Below are 16120 nucleotides of genomic sequence, written 5' to 3'. Positions count from 1 at the left end.
CGACTCACCGAATCAGGAGAAACACATGGCAGCGATTACAGCAGCGATGGTAGGCGAATTGCGCGGCAAAACCGACGCACCAATGATGGAATGCAAAAAGGCACTGACCGAAGCCGATGGCGACATGGCTCGTGCGGAAGAGATCCTGCGCGTCAAACTGGGCGGCAAGGCATCGAAAGCATCGGCACGTATCACCGCTGAAGGCGTCGTGGCAACCTACATCGCCAATGGCGTAGGCGCCCTGGTCGAAGTCAACTCGGAAACCGACTTCGTTGCGAAAAACGACGATTTCCTGGCACTGGCCAACAACGCTGCCCGTCTGGTAGCAGAACACAACCCGGCTGACGTAGCTGCCCTGCTGGCCCTGCCACTCGATGGCAAGACCCTGGAAGAAGTGCGCGCTGCCCTGATCGGCAAAATTGGCGAAAACATGACCATCCGCCGCTTCCAGCGTTTCGAAACCAGCAACAAGCTGGCTTCGTACCTGCACGGTTCGCGCATTGGCGTGATCGTCGAATTCGACGGTGCCGATGAGCAAGTAGGCAAAGACGTGGCCATGCACATCGCTGCCATGAAGCCAGTGTCGCTGTCTTCGAACGAAGTTCCAGCGGAACTGATCGAAAAAGAGCGTTCGGTTGCACAACTGAAAGCCGAAGAAGACGCAGCCAAAGCGGCCGCCGAAGGCAAGCCAGCGCAATCGCCGGAAATCCTGGCCAAGCGCCTGGAAGGTTCCGTACAGAAGTTCCTGAAAGAAGTATCGCTGCTGAACCAGGCTTTCGTGAAAAACGACAAGCTGTCGGTTGAGCAAATGCTGAAGGCGGCTAACACCAGCGTCAAGGGTTTTGCCATGTACGTGGTAGGCGAGGGCATCGAGAAGAAGCAAGACGACTTCGCAGCAGAAGTCGCAGCACAGATGGCTGCCTCCCAGGGAGCGTAAGTAAAGCGGGCCGAGAGGCCCGTTTTTTTGGCCCGCCCGCACCTGTCGTGCCGGGCGGCGGCATGGGCAGCCCCGCGCGCCTGTCCGGCGCTGCAAGGCGCTGCGCCATGTCATACTCGAATAAACTCATTTATGGAGCCCCAGCTCATGTCAAAACCAGCCTACAAGCGCGTCCTCCTCAAGTTGTCCGGCGAAGCCCTGATGGGCGATGATCCCTACGGCATCAACCGCGCCACGATCGAGCGCATGGTGGCCGATGTGGCCGAGGTGGCGAAATTGGGTGTGGAACTGGCAATCGTGATTGGCGGCGGCAATATCTTCCGCGGCGTTGCGCCTGGTGCGCAAGGCATGGATCGTGCCACCGCCGACTACATGGGCATGCTCGCCACCGTGATGAATGCACTGGCCCTGGCCGATGCCATGCGCCATGTCGGGATCACCGCACGCGTCATGTCGGCCATCGGCATCGAACAAGTTGTCGAGCCGTACGTCCGTCCGAAAGCCCTGCAATACCTGGAAGAAGGCAAAGTGGTCGTCTTCGCCGCCGGCACCGGCAATCCGTTCTTCACTACCGACACGGCGGCCGCCCTGCGCGGTTCCGAGATCAGTGCCGAGATCGTCCTGAAGGCCACCAAGGTCGACGGCGTCTACACGGCCGATCCGAAGAAGGATCCGAACGCCACCCTGTTCCACACGATTACGTTCGACGACGCCATCGCCAAGCACCTGCAAGTGATGGATGCCACCGCATTCGCCCTGTGCCGCGACCAGAAACTGCCAATTAAAGTGTTTTCGATCACCAAGCCAGGCGCGCTGATGCGCGTCATCATGGGCGAGGATGAAGGCACCTTAGTGCACGTTTAAGGAGATATGGAAGCCATCCATGGTTGCCATGGATGGTTTCCAGACTCCCGACTGCGCGGGCTTGTTTCCTGAGCCTGGCACAGTAGTATATTTATTATTATCAAGATTGGAGAGCAGCATGTCCTTAGCTGACGTTAAAAAGAACGCCCAGGAACGCATGACGAAGTCGCTGGAAACACTGCGGGCCGACCTGGCCAAGGTGCGTACCGGTCGCGCCCATACGGGCATCCTGGACCACGTGATGGTCGATTACTACGGTTCGCCCACTGCGCTGACCCAGGTTGCCAACGTGACCCTGATCGACGCGCGTACCATCGGTGTGCAGCCGTACGAAAAGAAAATGGCCTCGACCGTTGAAAAAGCTATCCGCGACGCCGACCTGGGCTTGAACCCATCGGCACAGGGCGACCTGATCCGCGTCCCGACGCCGCCGCTGACGGAAGAGCGCCGCAAGGAAATGGTCAAGCTGGTCAAGAGCGAAGCGGAAGACGCGAAGATTGCCGTGCGTAATATTCGTCGCGACGCGAACGAGTCGCTGAAGAAGCTGGTCAAGGAAAAAGCCTGCTCCGAGGACGATGAGCGTCGCTCGTCGGAAGAAGTGCAGAAGCTGACGGACAAGTTTATTGCCGACATAGACAAGATGGTAGTCGATAAAGAAAAAGAAGTGCTGACGGTCTAGTTTTCAGTCCTTTTGACGCTGCCCGGAAAAGCATGGCTTTTCCGGGCAGTGCTATTTGGCGCATAATAGTTATCTGTTATTTTTTGGTATTCGTGTTTTCATGATCTATTCGAGTTCGACAACGGCAGTACCTGAGGTTGGCACGGTGCCGCGCCATGTGGCAATCATTATGGATGGCAATGGCCGCTGGGCAACCAAACGCTTCTTGCCGCGCGTGGCTGGCCACGTAAAGGGCGCTGACGCCGTGCGCGGTGTCGTCGAGACCTGCCTGGAACGGGGCGTCGAGTATCTGACCCTGTTTGCTTTCAGTTCGGAAAACTGGCGCCGCCCGGAAGAGGAGGTGTCGATGCTGATGCGCCTGTTCGTTACCATGCTGGAACGCGAAGTGGTCAAAATGCATGCCAATGACATCCGCCTGAAAGTGGTGGGTGACTTGTCCCGCTTCAACGACCAATTGCAAACCCTGATCGCCGATGCGGAACGCAAGACGGCCCGCAACACGCGTCTGACGGTGACCATCTGCGCTAATTATGGCGGCCGATGGGACATCATGCAGGCAGTCAACAAAATGACGGTCGAGGCTGTAGCCAAGGGCCAGCCTGCCGGACAGGCTTACACGGAAGAACAACTGGCGCCGCACTTGGCCATGGCCTATGCGCCCGAGCCTGACCTGTTCATCCGCACCGGCGGCGAGCAGCGCATTTCCAATTTCCTGCTGTGGCAACTGGCGTACACTGAGCTGTTTTTCACCGAGACTTTCTGGCCCGACTTCAACGAAGAATGCCTCGACGCGGCAATCGCGTCTTACCAGCAGCGCGAACGGCGCTTCGGCCGCACTAGCGCGCAATTAACTGAAAAGACAAACTGATGCTGAAAACACGGATAATCACCGCCCTGGTCCTGTTGGCGGTCTTGCTGCCGGTTCTGTATCTGAATTATTTCCCTGCCTTCGCCGTGATCGCCACGGCGTTCTTCGGCGCCGCCGTATGGGAAAGCTTCCGCATCTTCAAAAATCGCCAGGCGCTCCTGATTGCTGCCGTCTGGACTGCCGCCTTCGCGTATACGTTTTTTGTCGGTAACGGCATGGCGCAGCTCAATTTCTGGTTCGCCCTGTGCGTGGCCATCTGGCTGATCCGTTTCGTGCCATCGCTGGCGACGGGCTTGCCACCCACCGAAGGCTTGGGCAATACCTTGCTCAGTCTGGTGTATCCGGTCACCATCGTCGGCTGCTTCGTCGCCATCATTGCCTTGTTCCTGCATAGCCCTTTGTTCCTGCTGTCCGTCATGGCGCTCGTGTGGATCGCCGATATCGGCGCGTATTTCTCGGGCAAGGCTTTCGGCAAGCGCAAGCTGGCGCCAAGTATTTCCCCGGGGAAATCCTGGGAGGGTGCCATCGGCGGCGGGATCGCCGTCTTGCTCATCGCCGCCATCACCATCGTTGCCGCGCCATCGCTGCCAGTGCTGCAAGACACCTTTGCCGTGCAGCTGCAATTGCGCCGCGGTTGGCTGGTGGCCTTGCTGGTGCTGCTGCTGGTCGTCGCTGCCAGCATCGTCGGCGACCTGTTTGAATCCCAACTGAAGCGCCGCGCCGGCATCAAGGACAGCAGCAACCTGCTGCCCGGCCACGGCGGTGTACTCGACCGTATCGACGCGCTGATCCCGGTCCTGCCATTTGCCGCCCTCGTGGCCAGTTGGCTTTAAGGAAACTCATGCAATACATCACCATCCTTGGCGCGACCGGCTCGATCGGCGTGTCTACCCTGGACGTGCTCGCGCGTCATCCCGAGCAATACAGCGTTTATGCGCTGAGTGCACACAGCCGCGTGGCCGAACTGGCCGCCCAGTGTCTGAAGTTCCGTCCGCAGCGCGCTGTCGTCGGCACTGCGGAAGCCGCTCTTGAACTGACGCGGTTGCTGCGCGGGCAGGGCGTTGATACGCAAGTCGAGTACGGCGTGGAGGCCCTGTGCGCCATTGCCAGCGCGCCGCAGGTGACGGGCGTGATGGCGGCCATCGTTGGCGCAGCAGGCCTGGCGCCTACCTTGGCGGCGGCACGTGCTGGCAAGAAAGTATTGTTGGCCAATAAGGAGGCGCTGGTCATGTCTGGCCAGCTGTTCATCGATGCCGTGCACGATAACGGCGCCGTGCTGTTGCCCATCGACAGTGAGCATAACGCCATCTTCCAATGCATGCCGCACGCCCATGGTCGCGCGCCAGGCGCCGCTGGCGTGGCAAAAATCGTGCTGACGGCTTCCGGCGGCCCCTTCCTCACGCGCGACGTCGAGACGCTCGACAAGGTTACGCCGGACCAGGCCTGCAAGCATCCGACCTGGGCCATGGGGCGCAAGATTTCCGTCGATTCGGCCACCATGATGAACAAGGGGCTGGAGGTAATCGAGGCGCACTGGCTGTTCGGCGCGCCTGCCGAGCAGATCGAAGTGCTGATCCACCCGCAAAGCGTGATCCATTCGATGGTGTCGTATATCGACGGTTCCGTGCTGGCCCAGTTGGGTAACCCGGACATGCGCACGCCGATCGCCCATGCGCTGGCGTATCCGCAGCGCATCGCTTCCGGCGTGGCGCAGCTGGACCTGGCGCAAGTGGCAACCCTGCAGTTCGAACGTCCCGATTTCCGTCGTTTCCCTTGCCTGGCGCTGGCGTTCGACGCCTTGCGCACGGGCGGCACGGCGCCGGCCCTGCTCAATGCGGCCAATGAAGTGGCCGTGCAATCCTTCCTCGACGAGCAGATCGGCTTCCGCCAGATCGACCGCGTCATCGCCCATGTGATCGAGACTGTGCCGCATGGCGCCGCCTCCAGCATCGAGGCCGTGATGGAGCAGGACCGCCTGGCCCGCGTGGCCGCGCACGCGTATATCGCCCAAAGGCTGGCCGCATGACGCTGATCACCACCTTGCTGGCTTTTATCGTCGCGCTCGGTTCGCTGATTACCTTGCACGAGCTGGGTCACTACCTGGTGGCGCGCTGGTGCGGCGTGAAAGTGCTGCGCTTCTCGATCGGCATGGGGAAAGTGGTGTATTCGCGCAAGTTTGGCAAGGACCAGACGGAATGGGCTATTTCCGCGCTGCCGCTGGGCGGCTATGTCAGCATGCTCGACAGCCGCGCGCAAGACCTCAGCGACTTGCCGGAAAGCGAATTGCGCCGCGAATTCACGCGCCAGAGCGTGTGGCGCCGCATTGCCATCGTGGCCGCCGGCCCGCTGGCCAATTTCCTCGTCGCCATCGTGCTGTACGCGGGACTGTTCATGCATGGCATCGAAGAGCCGTCGAGCAAGCTCGGCCCCGTAGCCGAGCAGACAGCGGCCTATGCGGCTGGCTTGCGCAGCGGCGATACGGTCGAAGCGGTGAATGGCAAGGCCGTGGCCAGCTGGTCCGAACTGCGTTGGGAGCTGATCCAGGCCACCCTCGACAAGCAGCCGGCCCGCATCGAAGTGCGCCGCCCCGACCGCGGCCAGCAGGAAGCGACCTTGCCGACGGCCAGCCTGACGGAGACGGACCTTGAAGGCGACGTGCTGGGCAAGCTGGGCCTGACCCTGGCCCGTTCCGCGCCCACCCTGATGGAAATCATGCCCGATGGCGCCGCCGCGCGCGCCGGCCTGCAGAAAAACGACCAGATCCTGGCCATCGACGAACAGCCCGTGCACGACGTGGCGGCCGTCATCGCCACCCTGAGCCAGGCGCCTGGCCGGACCTTGCAATTGCAACTGTTGCGCCAGGGCCAGGACCTGACCTTGCCCATTACGCCGGACGCCGTGCCGGGCACAGGGACAGAGGGAGCTGTAACAGTTGGTAAGATCCAGGCAAAGCTGGGACAGGTGCCGGATATGATTACCGTGGCCTCCGGACCGTTCTCTGCCGTGGGCAAGGCGTCTGCCAAGGTCTGGGATACCAGTGTCATGAGCCTGAAAATGCTGGGTAAAATGGTCACCGGCCAGGTCTCGCTGAAGAATGTGACGGGGCCCATTACCATCGCCGATTACGCGGGCCAGACGGCGCGCATCGGCCTGGTAAGCTACCTGAGCTTCATCGCCTTCATCAGTATCAGTCTGGGCGTGATGAATTTGCTACCCATTCCTGTTCTGGATGGCGGGCATTTGCTGTATTATTCGCTGGAAGTTTTGACCGGACGCCCCTTGCCGGAGCGCGTAGGCGAGATTGCCCAGCGCCTGGGGATCGGTTTGTTACTGACCTTGATGGTGCTTGCCGTCTTTAATGACGTGTTGCGATTGCTTAATTAGGGCGGTGGTTGATGCCATTGCGTGAGTCGCACAAGCAATCTTTTGTGTATGTTGTCCATTGATTTACCCATTGAATAACCCCAATGAAATTACATTCTGCTCGTTTTGCCTTGCCTTCCTTTCGTCGCAGCCTGATCGGCGCCGCCGTCATGGCCTTCTGTGCTGGCCATGCGCTGGCCGTCCAGCCATTTACTGTCAAGGACATCCGGGTCGAAGGGATCCAGCGTACTGAAGCGGGCACTGTTTTCAGCTACCTGCCGGTGCGCGTCGGCGAAACGTTCTCCGACGAGAAGAGTATCGCTGCCATCAAAGCCCTGTACGCGACGGGTTTCTTCAAGGACGTGCGCCTGGAAGTCGATGGCGACGTGCTGGTGGTGCTGGTCGAGGAGCGCCCGGCCATCGCTGCCGTGGAATTCACGGGCACCAAGGAATTTGAAAAAGATGTGCTGGTCAAGGCATTGAAGGAAATCGGCGTCGGCGAAGCCAAGATTTTCGACAAGGCCTCGGTCGACCGCGCGGAACAGGAACTCAAGCGCCAGTACCTGTCGCATGGCCTATACGGCGTGAAGATCACCACTACTGTCACGCCGATCGAGCGTAACCGCGTCAACGTGGTGTTCGCCGTCGACGAGGGCGACGTGGCCCGCATCAAGCAGATCAACATCGTCGGCAACAAGGCCTTCACCGACAAGGAACTGCGTGAGCAGCTGGCCCTGAACACGGGCGGCTGGTTCAGCTGGTATACCAAGGCGGATCAATATTCGAAGACCAAGCTGACGGGCGACATCGAGTCGCTGAAGTCCTACTACCTGGACCGCGGCTATATCGAGATGCAGGTCGACTCCACGCAAGTGTCGATCACGCCCGATAAAAAAGATATCTACCTGACAATCAATATCACCGAAGGTGAAAAGTACAAGATTGCCGGCACCAAGTTCGAAGGCGAGATGTTCGGCCGCGAAGAAGAGCTGAAAGCCCTGAACCTGATGCGCGAAGGCGAGATTTACTCGGGTGCGCGCCTGACAGCCACGAACAAGCGCATCCAGGACCGCCTGGCCACGTTCGGCTATGCCTTTGCCAACGTCAATGCCAATCCGGAAATCAACCGTGAGAAGCATGAAGTGGGTTTTACTTTCTTCATCGATCCGGGCAAGCGCGTCTACGTGCGCCACATGAATATCGCCGGCAACACCACCACGCGCGATGAAGTCATCCGCCGTGAATTCCGCCAGTTCGAATCGTCCTGGTACGACAGCAACAAGATCAAGCTGTCGCGCGACAGGGTCGACCGCCTGGGCTACTTCAAGGACGTGACCATCGACACGCCGGAAGCACAGGGCACGACCGACCAGGTCGACGTCAACGTGACGGTGGTGGAAAAACCGACGGGTAACTTCCTGATCGGTGGTGCCTTCTCGCAATCGGAGAAGTTCACCCTGTCGGCATCGATTTCGCAGGCCAACTTCGCCGGTAGCGGCAACACCGTTGGCATCGAACTCAATACCAGCCATTACAGCCGCACGATCGCGTTTTCGCAAACCAATCCGTACTTTACGGACGATGGTATTTCGCGCAGCTTTGAAGTTTACCTGCGTACAACGGAACCGCCGGCGCTGAACATCGGCAGCTACAAGATCAAGCAAACCGGTGGCCGTGTCAGTTTCGGCGTGCCATTCTCGGAAGTCGACACTGTCTTCTTCGGCATCGGCGCCGAGCGCTCGCGCATCGAAACCGACATCACCAGCCCAATCCGCTTCAAGCAGTACGTGATCGACAATGGCGGCCCGTCCGACGGTATCGGTTCGGCCACCACGAATTCCATCCCGCTGACGGCGGCATGGCAGCGCGACAGCCGCGACAGCGCCCTGACGCCATCGATCGGCCGCTACCAGCGCGTCAACCTGGAGGCTGACCTGATCGGCGACCAGAAGTACTTCCGTGCCATCTATGAGCACCAGTATTTCCGTCCGCTGTTCAGCAAGGTCACCCTGGCGCTGAAAGGCGAGATCGATTACGGCCACGGCATCGGCAATCACGTGTATCCGGTCTTCAAGAACTTCTACGGCGGCGGTATCGGTTCGGTGCGCGGCTACCTGAGTTCCTCGCTGGGCGCGGTCGAACCGAGCACCAACGATGCACTGGGCGGCGCTTCGCGCCTGATCGGTAATGCCGAGCTGCAGATGCCATTCCCCGGTTCGGGCAATGACCGCAGCCTGCGCTGGTTCGGTTTTCTTGACGGCGGCCAGGTCTACCAGGAAGGCGAAAAAATGCGGATCTCGCAATTGCGCTATTCTGCTGGCTTGGGCATCAGCTGGATTTCACCGGTGGGCCCGCTCAAGCTGAGCTATGCCAAACCGCTGAACGCCAAGCCGACTGACCGCCTGGAGCGCTTCCAGTTCCAGATGGGCACCGGTTTCTAACCGGCCATCTGAACCGGGGCGACAGCTTTTACCTTTTGACCATGGAGTATCATGAACACCGCATCCGCTACCCTGCCCAAGTCCCTTGCCGTGATCGCATTGTGCTGGAGTTCGCTGTTGCCGGTGCAGGCGCAGGCTCAGGAGTCGAAAATCGCCTGGATCAGCAGCGAACGTATTTATAACGAGTCAAGGCTGGCCAAAGCGGCCAGCGCCAAGCTGGCCGAAGAGTTCCGCGCGCGCGAAAAAGCCGTGCAGGAACTGGCCAGCCGCTTCAAGGTGGCCAACGAAGCCCTGGAAAAGGACATGCCCACCCTGAGCGAGGCCGAGCGCGCCAAGCGCCAGCGCGAGTTTTTCGAGCTGGACAAGGAGCTGCAACGCCGCCAGCGCGAATTTCGCGAAGACTTGAGCCAGCGCACGAACGAAGAGCGCAGCGCCATCGCGGAAAAAGCCAACACCATCATCCAGCAGATGGCGCATATCGAAGGATATGACATCGTGCTGCAGGAAGCCCTGTGGGCCAGTCCGCGCATCGACATTACCGACAAGGTCTTGAAGGCGCTGGACAAGTAATCGAAACGGTTTTAAGCCTGGCAGTGCCTTAGCGAGCGGATGTGAGTTGTGGTTGAGAAGCGGAGCTGTGCGTATGCACGGGGCCGCCCGAGGCAGTGAGCTTCGGAGACCGCAATTCGCGCCGCGCAGAAGGCGTAGTCAGGCGTTCTTATAAGGGTAAAAGATGGGCACTCGACTAGGAGACTTGGTCGAACGCTTCGGTGGTCAATTGGCGGGCGATCCCAACCTGGAAGTCACAGGGATCGCGCCGCTGGCCGACGCCGGCGCTTCGCACATCAGCTTTCTCAGCAATAGCAAATTTCGCGCACAGGCGGCGCAAAGCGGAGCTGCCGCGCTGATCCTCACGCCTGCCGACGATGCGCTGATCGGCGCCGAGTACGCCGGCACGCGCATCGTCACACCGAATCCCTATGTCTATTTCGCGCGCGCGGCGCAGTATTTCGCCGCACTGCATGAGATCAAGGCACCGGCAGGCATCCATCCGAGCGCCTTTGTCGATGCCGGCGCGCAGGTCGATGCCAGCGCCTCTGTCGGCGCACACGCGGTGATCGAGGCCGGCGCCATTGTCGGCGCCGGCTGCATCATCGGCCCTGGCTGCGTGGTGGGGCGCGATGCGGTCATCGGCGCGGGCACGCAATTGCTCGCCAACGTGACCTTTCATGCGCGCTGCGTGATCGGCCAGCGCGGCATCATCCATTCCGGCGCCGTGATTGGTACCGACGGATTCGGCTTTGCCAACGAAGGCGGCGTGTACATCAAGATTCCGCAAACGGGCAGGGTGGTGATCGGTGACGATGTCGATATCGGCGCCAATACCACCATCGACCGTGGCGCACTGGCTGACACAATCATCGAAGATGGTGTCAAGCTCGATAACCAGATCCAGATCGGCCATAACTGCCATATCGGCGCGCATACGGCCATGGCCGGCTGCGTCGGCGTGGCCGGTAGCGCCGTCATCGGCAAGTACTGCACCTTTGGCGGCGCTGCCATGGTGCTGGGCCATTTGACAATCGCCGACCGCGTCCATGTCGGCTCTGGCAGCATGGTGTCTCGCTCGATCGCGGAACCGGGCCAGTACACGGGTTTTTATCCGCTGGCCAAGAACGCCGACTGGGAAAAGAGCGCCGCCATCGTGCGCAACCTGTCAAGCATGCGCGAGAAGATCCGCACGCTTGAAAAAACAATTAAAACACTGACCACGCAAGACGAAAAATGACTACTGAAAAAAAGACCCTCGACATCCTGGCCATCAAATCGCTGCTGCCGCACCGCTATCCGCTGCTGCTGGTTGACCGCGTGCTGGACTGGGAAGCGAACAAAACCATTACCGCCATCAAGAACGTGACGGTCAACGAAGAGTTCTTCCAGGGCCATTTCCCGCACAAGCCGGTCATGCCTGGCGTGCTGATGATCGAAGCGCTGGCGCAAACGGCGGCCTTGCTGTCGTTCCTGTCGATGGGCGTCAAGCCCGACGAAAATTCGGTGGTGTACTTTGTCGGCATCGACAATGCGCGGTTCAAGCGTCCTGTCGAACCGGGCGACCAGCTGAAGATGGATGTGGAAATCCTGCGCGTCTCGCGCGGCATCTGGAAATACAAGGCAGTTGGCTCGGTCGACGGCAAAGTGGCGCTGGAAGCGGAATTGATGTGCACCATCCGTAGCGCGCAGGATGCGAGCCAGTCTGCGAGCCAGCCAGCGGGGCAGTGATGGCGGCCATCCACTCTACGGCAGTGATTGACCCGAAGGCTGAGCTCGACAGCTCGGTCGAGGTGGGTCCGTATACCATCATCGGTCCGCACGTGCGTATCGGCGCTGGTACCAAGGTCGGCCCGCATGTGGTCATCGATGGCCACACGACGATCGGCTGCGACAACCACCTGTTCCAGTTTTCCTCCATCGGCGCGCAGCCGCAGGATAAAAAATGGGCGGGTGAGGCGACGCGTCTGGAAATCGGCGACCGCAACACCATCCGCGAATTTTGCACCTTCAACACGGGCACCGTGCAGGGTGGCGGCGTGACGCGCCTGGGCAATGACAACTGGATTTCGGCGTACGTTCACCTGGCGCACGACTGCCTGGTTGGCAACAACACGATTTTTTCGAACAACGCGCAGCTGGCGGGCCACGTGGAAATCGGCGACTGGGTCATCATGAGCGGCTTCGCCAATGTGCACCAGTTCTGCAAGATCGGCGCCCACGCCTTTGTCGGCATGAGCACCAGCCTGACGCAGGACGTGCCGCCTTTCGTACTGCTGAACGGCAATCCGGCGCAGGCACATGGCGTCAATATCGAGGGCTTGAAACGCCGCGGCTTTACGCGCGAGCAGATCAACGGCATCCGCACCGCGTATAAACTCATCTACCGCGCGGGACTGACCCTGGAAGAATCCAAGGCAGCCCTGTTCGAAGAAGAAGCGGCGTCGTCGCCTGAGGTGGCGCAACACATTCGCGCCATGCGCGAATTTTTGGGCGTGGCGTCGCGTGGTATCGTCCGCTGACCAGGCCAGCGACCTGTCGGTCGCCAATGTCGCCATCGTCGCCGGCGAGGTGTCGGGCGACCTGCTGGCCAGCCGGCTGCTGTCCGGCCTCGTGCCGCAGTTGCCCGGTGCCCGCTTCCACGGCATCGGCGGCGAGCACATGGCCAAACAGGGTTTCATTTCCGACTGGCCGCTGGACAAGCTGACCGTGCGCGGCCTGTTCGAGATCATTCCCCGCTACCGCGAAATCAAGGGTATCCAGAACGCGCTGCGTGACCAGTTGCTGGCGGAGCGTCCCGCCGTCTTCATCGGCGCCGACTATCCTGGCTTTAACCTGGGGCTGGAGCAGCAGCTCAAGGAAGGCGGCATCCCCACCGTGCACTACATCGGGCCGCAGATCTGGGCCTGGCGCGGTGGACGCATCAAGAAAATCATCAAGGCTGTCTCGCACATGCTGGTGATCTTCCCGTTCGAGGAAGAGATCTACCGCAAAGCGGGCGTGCCCGTCACCTATGTCGGCCATCCACTTGCTGAAATGATTCCCCTGCAGCCGGACGAAGCGGCCGCGCGCCGCGCCCTGGGCTTGCCGGAAGATGCCAACGTGATGACCCTGATGCCGGGCAGCCGCATGGGTGAACTCAAATACAATGCGGTGGCCTTTGTGGCCGCCTGCAAGCTGCTGCTGGCGCGCGACCGCTCGCTGCGTTTCGTCGCGCCCATGGCCGGTGAAAAGCAGCGCCAGTACTTTTTACAGCTGATTACGGAAGCGGGCTTGCAGGACGTCGAGATACTGCTCACCGATGGCGGCTCGCACACGGCCATTTGCGCCGCCGATGCAGTACTGGTGGCGTCCGGCACGGCGTCGCTGGAAGTGGCGCTGTACAAGAAGCCCATGGTCATCGCCTACAAGATGATGCGCGCATCGTGGGAAATCATGCGCCATATGGGCTACCAGCCGTGGATTGGTTTGCCAAATATCCTGGCGCGCGACTACCTGGTGCCTGAGCTGCTGCAGAACGCGGCCAGCCCGCAAGCGCTTGCCGACGCCATGTGGCAGCAGCTGAGTGACGTGCCAGGGCGCTTGCGCCTGGTGCAGCGCTTCACGGACATGCACCACAGCCTGCTGCGCGACAGCGCGCGCGAGAGCGCCAACGCCGTCATGCAAGTCATCGCCGCCCACCGCAAGTAAACTCCGTTCATCGCTTCAATCGCAGTACCAACCAAAGATTCAACGTGAAAAATATCTATCCCGGCCTGTTTGACGACTTGCCATTCTCGCTCGATGAAATCATCTGTGGCGTCGACGAGGCAGGCCGCGGTCCGCTGGCCGGCCCCGTCTTCGCCGCTGCCGTGATCCTCGACCCGCACCAGCCCATCGATGGCTTGCGCGATTCGAAAAAACTCACCGAAGCCAAGCGCGACTTGCTGGCGCCACAGATCAAGGCAAAGGCCCTGGCCTGGGCCATCGCCGAAGCGTCGGAAGAGGAAATCGACCGCCTGAACATTTTGCAAGCGTCGATGCTGGCCATGCGCCGCGCCGTCGAGGCGTTGAGTACCGTACCCACGCTGGCCCTGATCGACGGCAACCGCTGCCCTGTGATGCCGATACGCGGCATGGCCATCATCGGCGGCGACGACAAGGTCGATTCGATTTCCGCCGCCTCGATCCTGGCCAAGACGGCGCGCGACGCGGCCCTGGTGCACCTGCATGCGGCCTATCCGGAGTACTGCTTCGACCAGCACAAGGGCTATGGCACCAAATTGCACCTGGAGCGCTTGCACTTGCACGGCGCCTCGCCCGTGCACCGCCGCTCGTTCGCGCCCGTGCGCAATGTGATCTCCCTGTTCGGTGGACAAGAGGTGGTGGCATGAAGACGATTACCTCGCGCGACAACGCGCAATACAAGGATTTGTTGAAACTGGCGGGCAGTTCGCAGGTGCGCCGCAAGTCGGGCCGTACCTTGCTCGACGGCGTGCATTTGTGCCAGTCTTACTTGCAGCTGCGCGGCATGCCGGAGCAGTGCATCGTCAGCGAAAGCGCCTTGCGTAACCCGGAAGTGGCGGACATCGTCGGCCAGCTGGAAAGCCAGCGCGCGCACGTGCTGGGCTTGCCCGATGCGCTGTACCACGCGGTCAGCCAGGTCGAACACGGCGTGGGCGTGATGTTCCTCATCGAGACACCGGAACGCGCCGTGACGCAGCCCCTGAGCGTGTCGGCCGTGCTGCTCGATAACCTGCAAGACCCGGGCAACGTGGGCTCCATCCTGCGCAGCGCGGCCGCTGCGGGCATCACGCAGGTGTACTGCAGCGCCGGCACGGCTTTCTGCTGGTCGCCGAAAGTCCTGCGCGCGGCGATGGGAGCGCACTTCGTGCTCGACATCTTTGAAAACGTCGACCTGGCGGCGCTTGTTTCCGGCGCCAAAGTGGCGACACTCGCCACCAGCGGCTACGCCACCCAGCGATTGTACGACGTCGATCTGCGTCAGCCCGTCGCCTGGCTGTTTGGCCATGAAGGGCAGGGCGTGGCCGACGATCTGCTGTCGATGGCGACACACCAGGTGGTCATTCCGCACCTGGGCCAGATCGAATCGCTGAACGTGGCCGCCTGCGCCGCCGTCTGCTTTTTCGAGCAGTTGCGCCAGGGCCAGTCCTGATACCTTCCAGGCAAAGCCCGCCATGCCTGATCATCCAGTTCTGCCTTTGCTCGCCGACGGTGCCACACGTGACGAGGCCTGGTGGCGCCAGGTCGCCGCGTTGTATCCCGCGCCGCCGGATGCCATCGTCAATCTCGAACACGGCTATTTCGGCGCCATGGCGGCGCCCGTGCAAGCCGCCTTCGAACAAGCCGTGCGCTACACGAATGAACAGCTGAGTCCCTTCGTGCGCGGCGAATTCACGCGCACGCATGTGGATATTCTGCGCCAGCGCGTCGCCGCGCTGATTCACGCCGAGCCGCACGAAATCCTGCTGACGCGCAGCGGCACCGAGTCCATGCAGGTGCTGATCACGCAATACCATGGCCTGGCGCCCGGTGATACGGTGTTGTGGAGTAATCTCGATTATCCGGCCACGCGCACGGCCATGCGCTGGCTGGCGCAGCGCCGTGGCGTCACCAGCACGCAAGTCACATTGCGCTTGCCCATCAGCGATGACGAAATCATCGCCCGTTACGCGCAAGCCATGCGCCAGGCCGTCAGGCCGAAACTGCTGCTGCTGTCGCAGGTGGCGCCAGCCAATGGCCAGCAACTGCCGGTGAAGGACATCATGGCGCTGGCGCGCGAACACGGCATCGACGTACTGCTCGACAGCGCCCATGCGCTGGGGCAGGTCGACGTGGACGTGCAGGCCATGGGCGTCGATTTCGCCGGTTTCAATCTGCACAAATGGCTGGGTGCTCCGCCGGGGCTGGGCTTTGTGTACATCCGCGCCGCGCAGCTGCACAAGATCGAGCCGCATTTCGGCGACGATGATTATCCATTGGACGATATCCGCAGCCGTCTGCACATGGGCATGCCGCCGATCGGCGCCATCCTGGCCGCGCCCGCCGCGCTCGATTTTCATGAACGCCTGGGCGGCACGCCGGCCAAGATGGAGCGCCTGGCGTGGCTGCGCAATTACTGGGTCAGCCGCGCCGCGCAACTGCCTGGCGTGCGCCTGCTGTCGCCGCTGGACGCGGCGCACGGCACGGCGCTGGTGGCGTTTGCCGTCGATGGCATGGACGCACGCGCGCTGCAACAGACCTTGCTGCACCGTTTCGGGATCTTTACCGTGCAGCGCAATGTCGGTGATACCGATATCGTGCGCGCCACGGTGGCCGTCACGACGCAGACCAGCGAACTTGATCAGCTGGTCGCAGCGCTGACCGTGCTGTCCAGCGAGGCGAACGCCAGCGAGGCGAACGCCTGACAGGTTTGGTCA

The 16120-nt window shown here is 61.2% G+C and carries 16 protein-coding genes; all 16 read left to right on the top strand.

What is annotated here, in order from left to right; translation table 11 throughout:
* Positions 1-25: 25 nt before the first annotated feature.
* The 16 genes from tsf (at position 26) to C8C89_RS19740 (ending at position 16108) form a co-directional block, all read left to right on the top strand.
* A complete protein-coding gene (gene tsf / locus C8C89_RS19815; protein ID WP_101480897.1) occupies positions 26-937 on the top strand; it encodes a translation elongation factor Ts in 912 nt (303 codons plus the stop codon).
* A gap of 147 nt (positions 938-1084) precedes the next feature.
* Positions 1085-1801 (top strand): UMP kinase, encoded by a 717-nt coding sequence (pyrH, locus tag C8C89_RS19810; RefSeq protein WP_034752258.1) that lies wholly within the window; start codon positions 1085-1087, stop codon positions 1799-1801.
* A 118-nt stretch (positions 1802-1919) separates the two neighbouring features.
* Positions 1920-2480 (top strand): ribosome recycling factor, encoded by a 561-nt coding sequence (frr, locus tag C8C89_RS19805; protein WP_092802600.1) that lies wholly within the window; start codon positions 1920-1922, stop codon positions 2478-2480.
* 100 nt (positions 2481-2580) lie between these two features.
* Positions 2581-3348: a polyprenyl diphosphate synthase gene (uppS, locus tag C8C89_RS19800; RefSeq protein WP_133992060.1), complete on the top strand. Its 768-nt coding sequence runs from the start codon at positions 2581-2583 to the stop codon at positions 3346-3348.
* Positions 3348-4181, top strand: coding sequence for a phosphatidate cytidylyltransferase (locus C8C89_RS19795; RefSeq protein ID WP_101480900.1), 834 nt, complete (start codon positions 3348-3350; stop codon positions 4179-4181). Before uppS ends, C8C89_RS19795 begins: the two co-directional genes overlap by 1 nt.
* Before the next feature lie 8 nt (positions 4182-4189).
* Positions 4190-5374 (top strand): 1-deoxy-D-xylulose-5-phosphate reductoisomerase, encoded by a 1185-nt coding sequence (gene ispC, locus C8C89_RS19790; RefSeq protein WP_133992057.1) that lies wholly within the window; start codon positions 4190-4192, stop codon positions 5372-5374.
* Positions 5371-6732 carry an RIP metalloprotease RseP gene (rseP, locus tag C8C89_RS19785; protein ID WP_101480902.1) on the top strand — a complete coding sequence of 454 codons (1362 nt, stop codon included), beginning with the start codon at positions 5371-5373 and terminating at the stop codon, positions 6730-6732. The genes ispC and rseP overlap by 4 nt, the downstream gene beginning before the upstream one ends.
* An 83-nt stretch (positions 6733-6815) precedes the next feature.
* Entirely contained in the window at positions 6816-9152 is a 2337-nt protein-coding gene (bamA, locus tag C8C89_RS19780) for an outer membrane protein assembly factor BamA (RefSeq protein ID WP_101480903.1), read from the top strand.
* 51 nt (positions 9153-9203) lie between these two features.
* Positions 9204-9722 carry an OmpH family outer membrane protein gene (locus C8C89_RS19775; RefSeq protein WP_101480904.1) on the top strand — a complete coding sequence of 173 codons (519 nt, stop codon included), beginning with the start codon at positions 9204-9206 and terminating at the stop codon, positions 9720-9722.
* Positions 9723-9885: 163 nt separating this feature from the next.
* The gene (gene lpxD / locus C8C89_RS19770) at positions 9886-10941 is read left to right on the top strand and encodes a UDP-3-O-(3-hydroxymyristoyl)glucosamine N-acyltransferase (RefSeq protein WP_133992054.1); all 1056 of its coding nucleotides are present in this window, start codon (positions 9886-9888) and stop codon (positions 10939-10941) included.
* Positions 10938-11432: a 3-hydroxyacyl-ACP dehydratase FabZ gene (gene fabZ, locus C8C89_RS19765; protein WP_071077748.1), complete on the top strand. Its 495-nt coding sequence runs from the start codon at positions 10938-10940 to the stop codon at positions 11430-11432. Before lpxD ends, fabZ begins: the two co-directional genes overlap by 4 nt.
* Positions 11432-12223 (top strand): acyl-ACP--UDP-N-acetylglucosamine O-acyltransferase, encoded by a 792-nt coding sequence (gene lpxA / locus C8C89_RS19760; protein WP_101480907.1) that lies wholly within the window; start codon positions 11432-11434, stop codon positions 12221-12223. The genes fabZ and lpxA overlap by 1 nt, the downstream gene beginning before the upstream one ends.
* Entirely contained in the window at positions 12207-13391 is a 1185-nt protein-coding gene (lpxB, locus tag C8C89_RS19755; RefSeq protein WP_133992051.1) for a lipid-A-disaccharide synthase, read from the top strand. Before lpxA ends, lpxB begins: the two co-directional genes overlap by 17 nt.
* A gap of 44 nt (positions 13392-13435) precedes the next feature.
* Complete coding sequence (gene rnhB, locus C8C89_RS19750; RefSeq protein ID WP_101480909.1) at positions 13436-14074, top strand: ribonuclease HII; 639 nt, start codon at positions 13436-13438, stop codon at positions 14072-14074.
* Positions 14071-14856, top strand: a complete 786-nt coding sequence (locus tag C8C89_RS19745) for an RNA methyltransferase (RefSeq protein WP_101480910.1) — start codon at positions 14071-14073, stop codon at positions 14854-14856. Before rnhB ends, C8C89_RS19745 begins: the two co-directional genes overlap by 4 nt.
* Positions 14857-14878: 22 nt before the next feature.
* Positions 14879-16108 carry an aminotransferase class V-fold PLP-dependent enzyme gene (locus tag C8C89_RS19740; protein ID WP_133992048.1) on the top strand — a complete coding sequence of 410 codons (1230 nt, stop codon included), beginning with the start codon at positions 14879-14881 and terminating at the stop codon, positions 16106-16108.
* The last annotated feature ends 12 nt before the right edge of the window (positions 16109-16120 follow it).

It is taken from the genome of Janthinobacterium sp. 75 (assembly GCF_004365495.1).
In the GTDB taxonomy this organism is placed as follows: domain Bacteria; phylum Pseudomonadota; class Gammaproteobacteria; order Burkholderiales; family Burkholderiaceae_D; genus Janthinobacterium.
This window is presented reverse-complemented; position numbering and strand designations above follow the sequence as displayed.

Bases quoted from the DNA above. Each gene is read 5' to 3' on its own strand.
- tsf (WP_101480897.1), top strand. From the start codon at position 26: ATGGCAGCGATTACAGCAGCGATGGTAGGCGAATTGCGCGGCAAAACC.
- pyrH (WP_034752258.1), top strand. From the start codon at position 1,085: ATGTCAAAACCAGCCTACAAGCGCGTCCTCCTCAAGTTGTCCGGCGAA.
- frr (WP_092802600.1), top strand. From the start codon at position 1,920: ATGTCCTTAGCTGACGTTAAAAAGAACGCCCAGGAACGCATGACGAAG.
- uppS (WP_133992060.1), top strand. From the start codon at position 2,581: ATGATCTATTCGAGTTCGACAACGGCAGTACCTGAGGTTGGCACGGTG.
- C8C89_RS19795 (WP_101480900.1), top strand. From the start codon at position 3,348: ATGCTGAAAACACGGATAATCACCGCCCTGGTCCTGTTGGCGGTCTTG.
- ispC (WP_133992057.1), top strand. From the start codon at position 4,190: ATGCAATACATCACCATCCTTGGCGCGACCGGCTCGATCGGCGTGTCT.
- rseP (WP_101480902.1), top strand. From the start codon at position 5,371: ATGACGCTGATCACCACCTTGCTGGCTTTTATCGTCGCGCTCGGTTCG.
- bamA (WP_101480903.1), top strand. From the start codon at position 6,816: ATGAAATTACATTCTGCTCGTTTTGCCTTGCCTTCCTTTCGTCGCAGC.
- C8C89_RS19775 (WP_101480904.1), top strand. From the start codon at position 9,204: ATGAACACCGCATCCGCTACCCTGCCCAAGTCCCTTGCCGTGATCGCA.
- lpxD (WP_133992054.1), top strand. From the start codon at position 9,886: ATGGGCACTCGACTAGGAGACTTGGTCGAACGCTTCGGTGGTCAATTG.
- fabZ (WP_071077748.1), top strand. From the start codon at position 10,938: ATGACTACTGAAAAAAAGACCCTCGACATCCTGGCCATCAAATCGCTG.
- lpxA (WP_101480907.1), top strand. From the start codon at position 11,432: ATGGCGGCCATCCACTCTACGGCAGTGATTGACCCGAAGGCTGAGCTC.
- C8C89_RS19745 (WP_101480910.1), top strand. From the start codon at position 14,071: ATGAAGACGATTACCTCGCGCGACAACGCGCAATACAAGGATTTGTTG.
- C8C89_RS19740 (WP_133992048.1), top strand. From the start codon at position 14,879: ATGCCTGATCATCCAGTTCTGCCTTTGCTCGCCGACGGTGCCACACGT.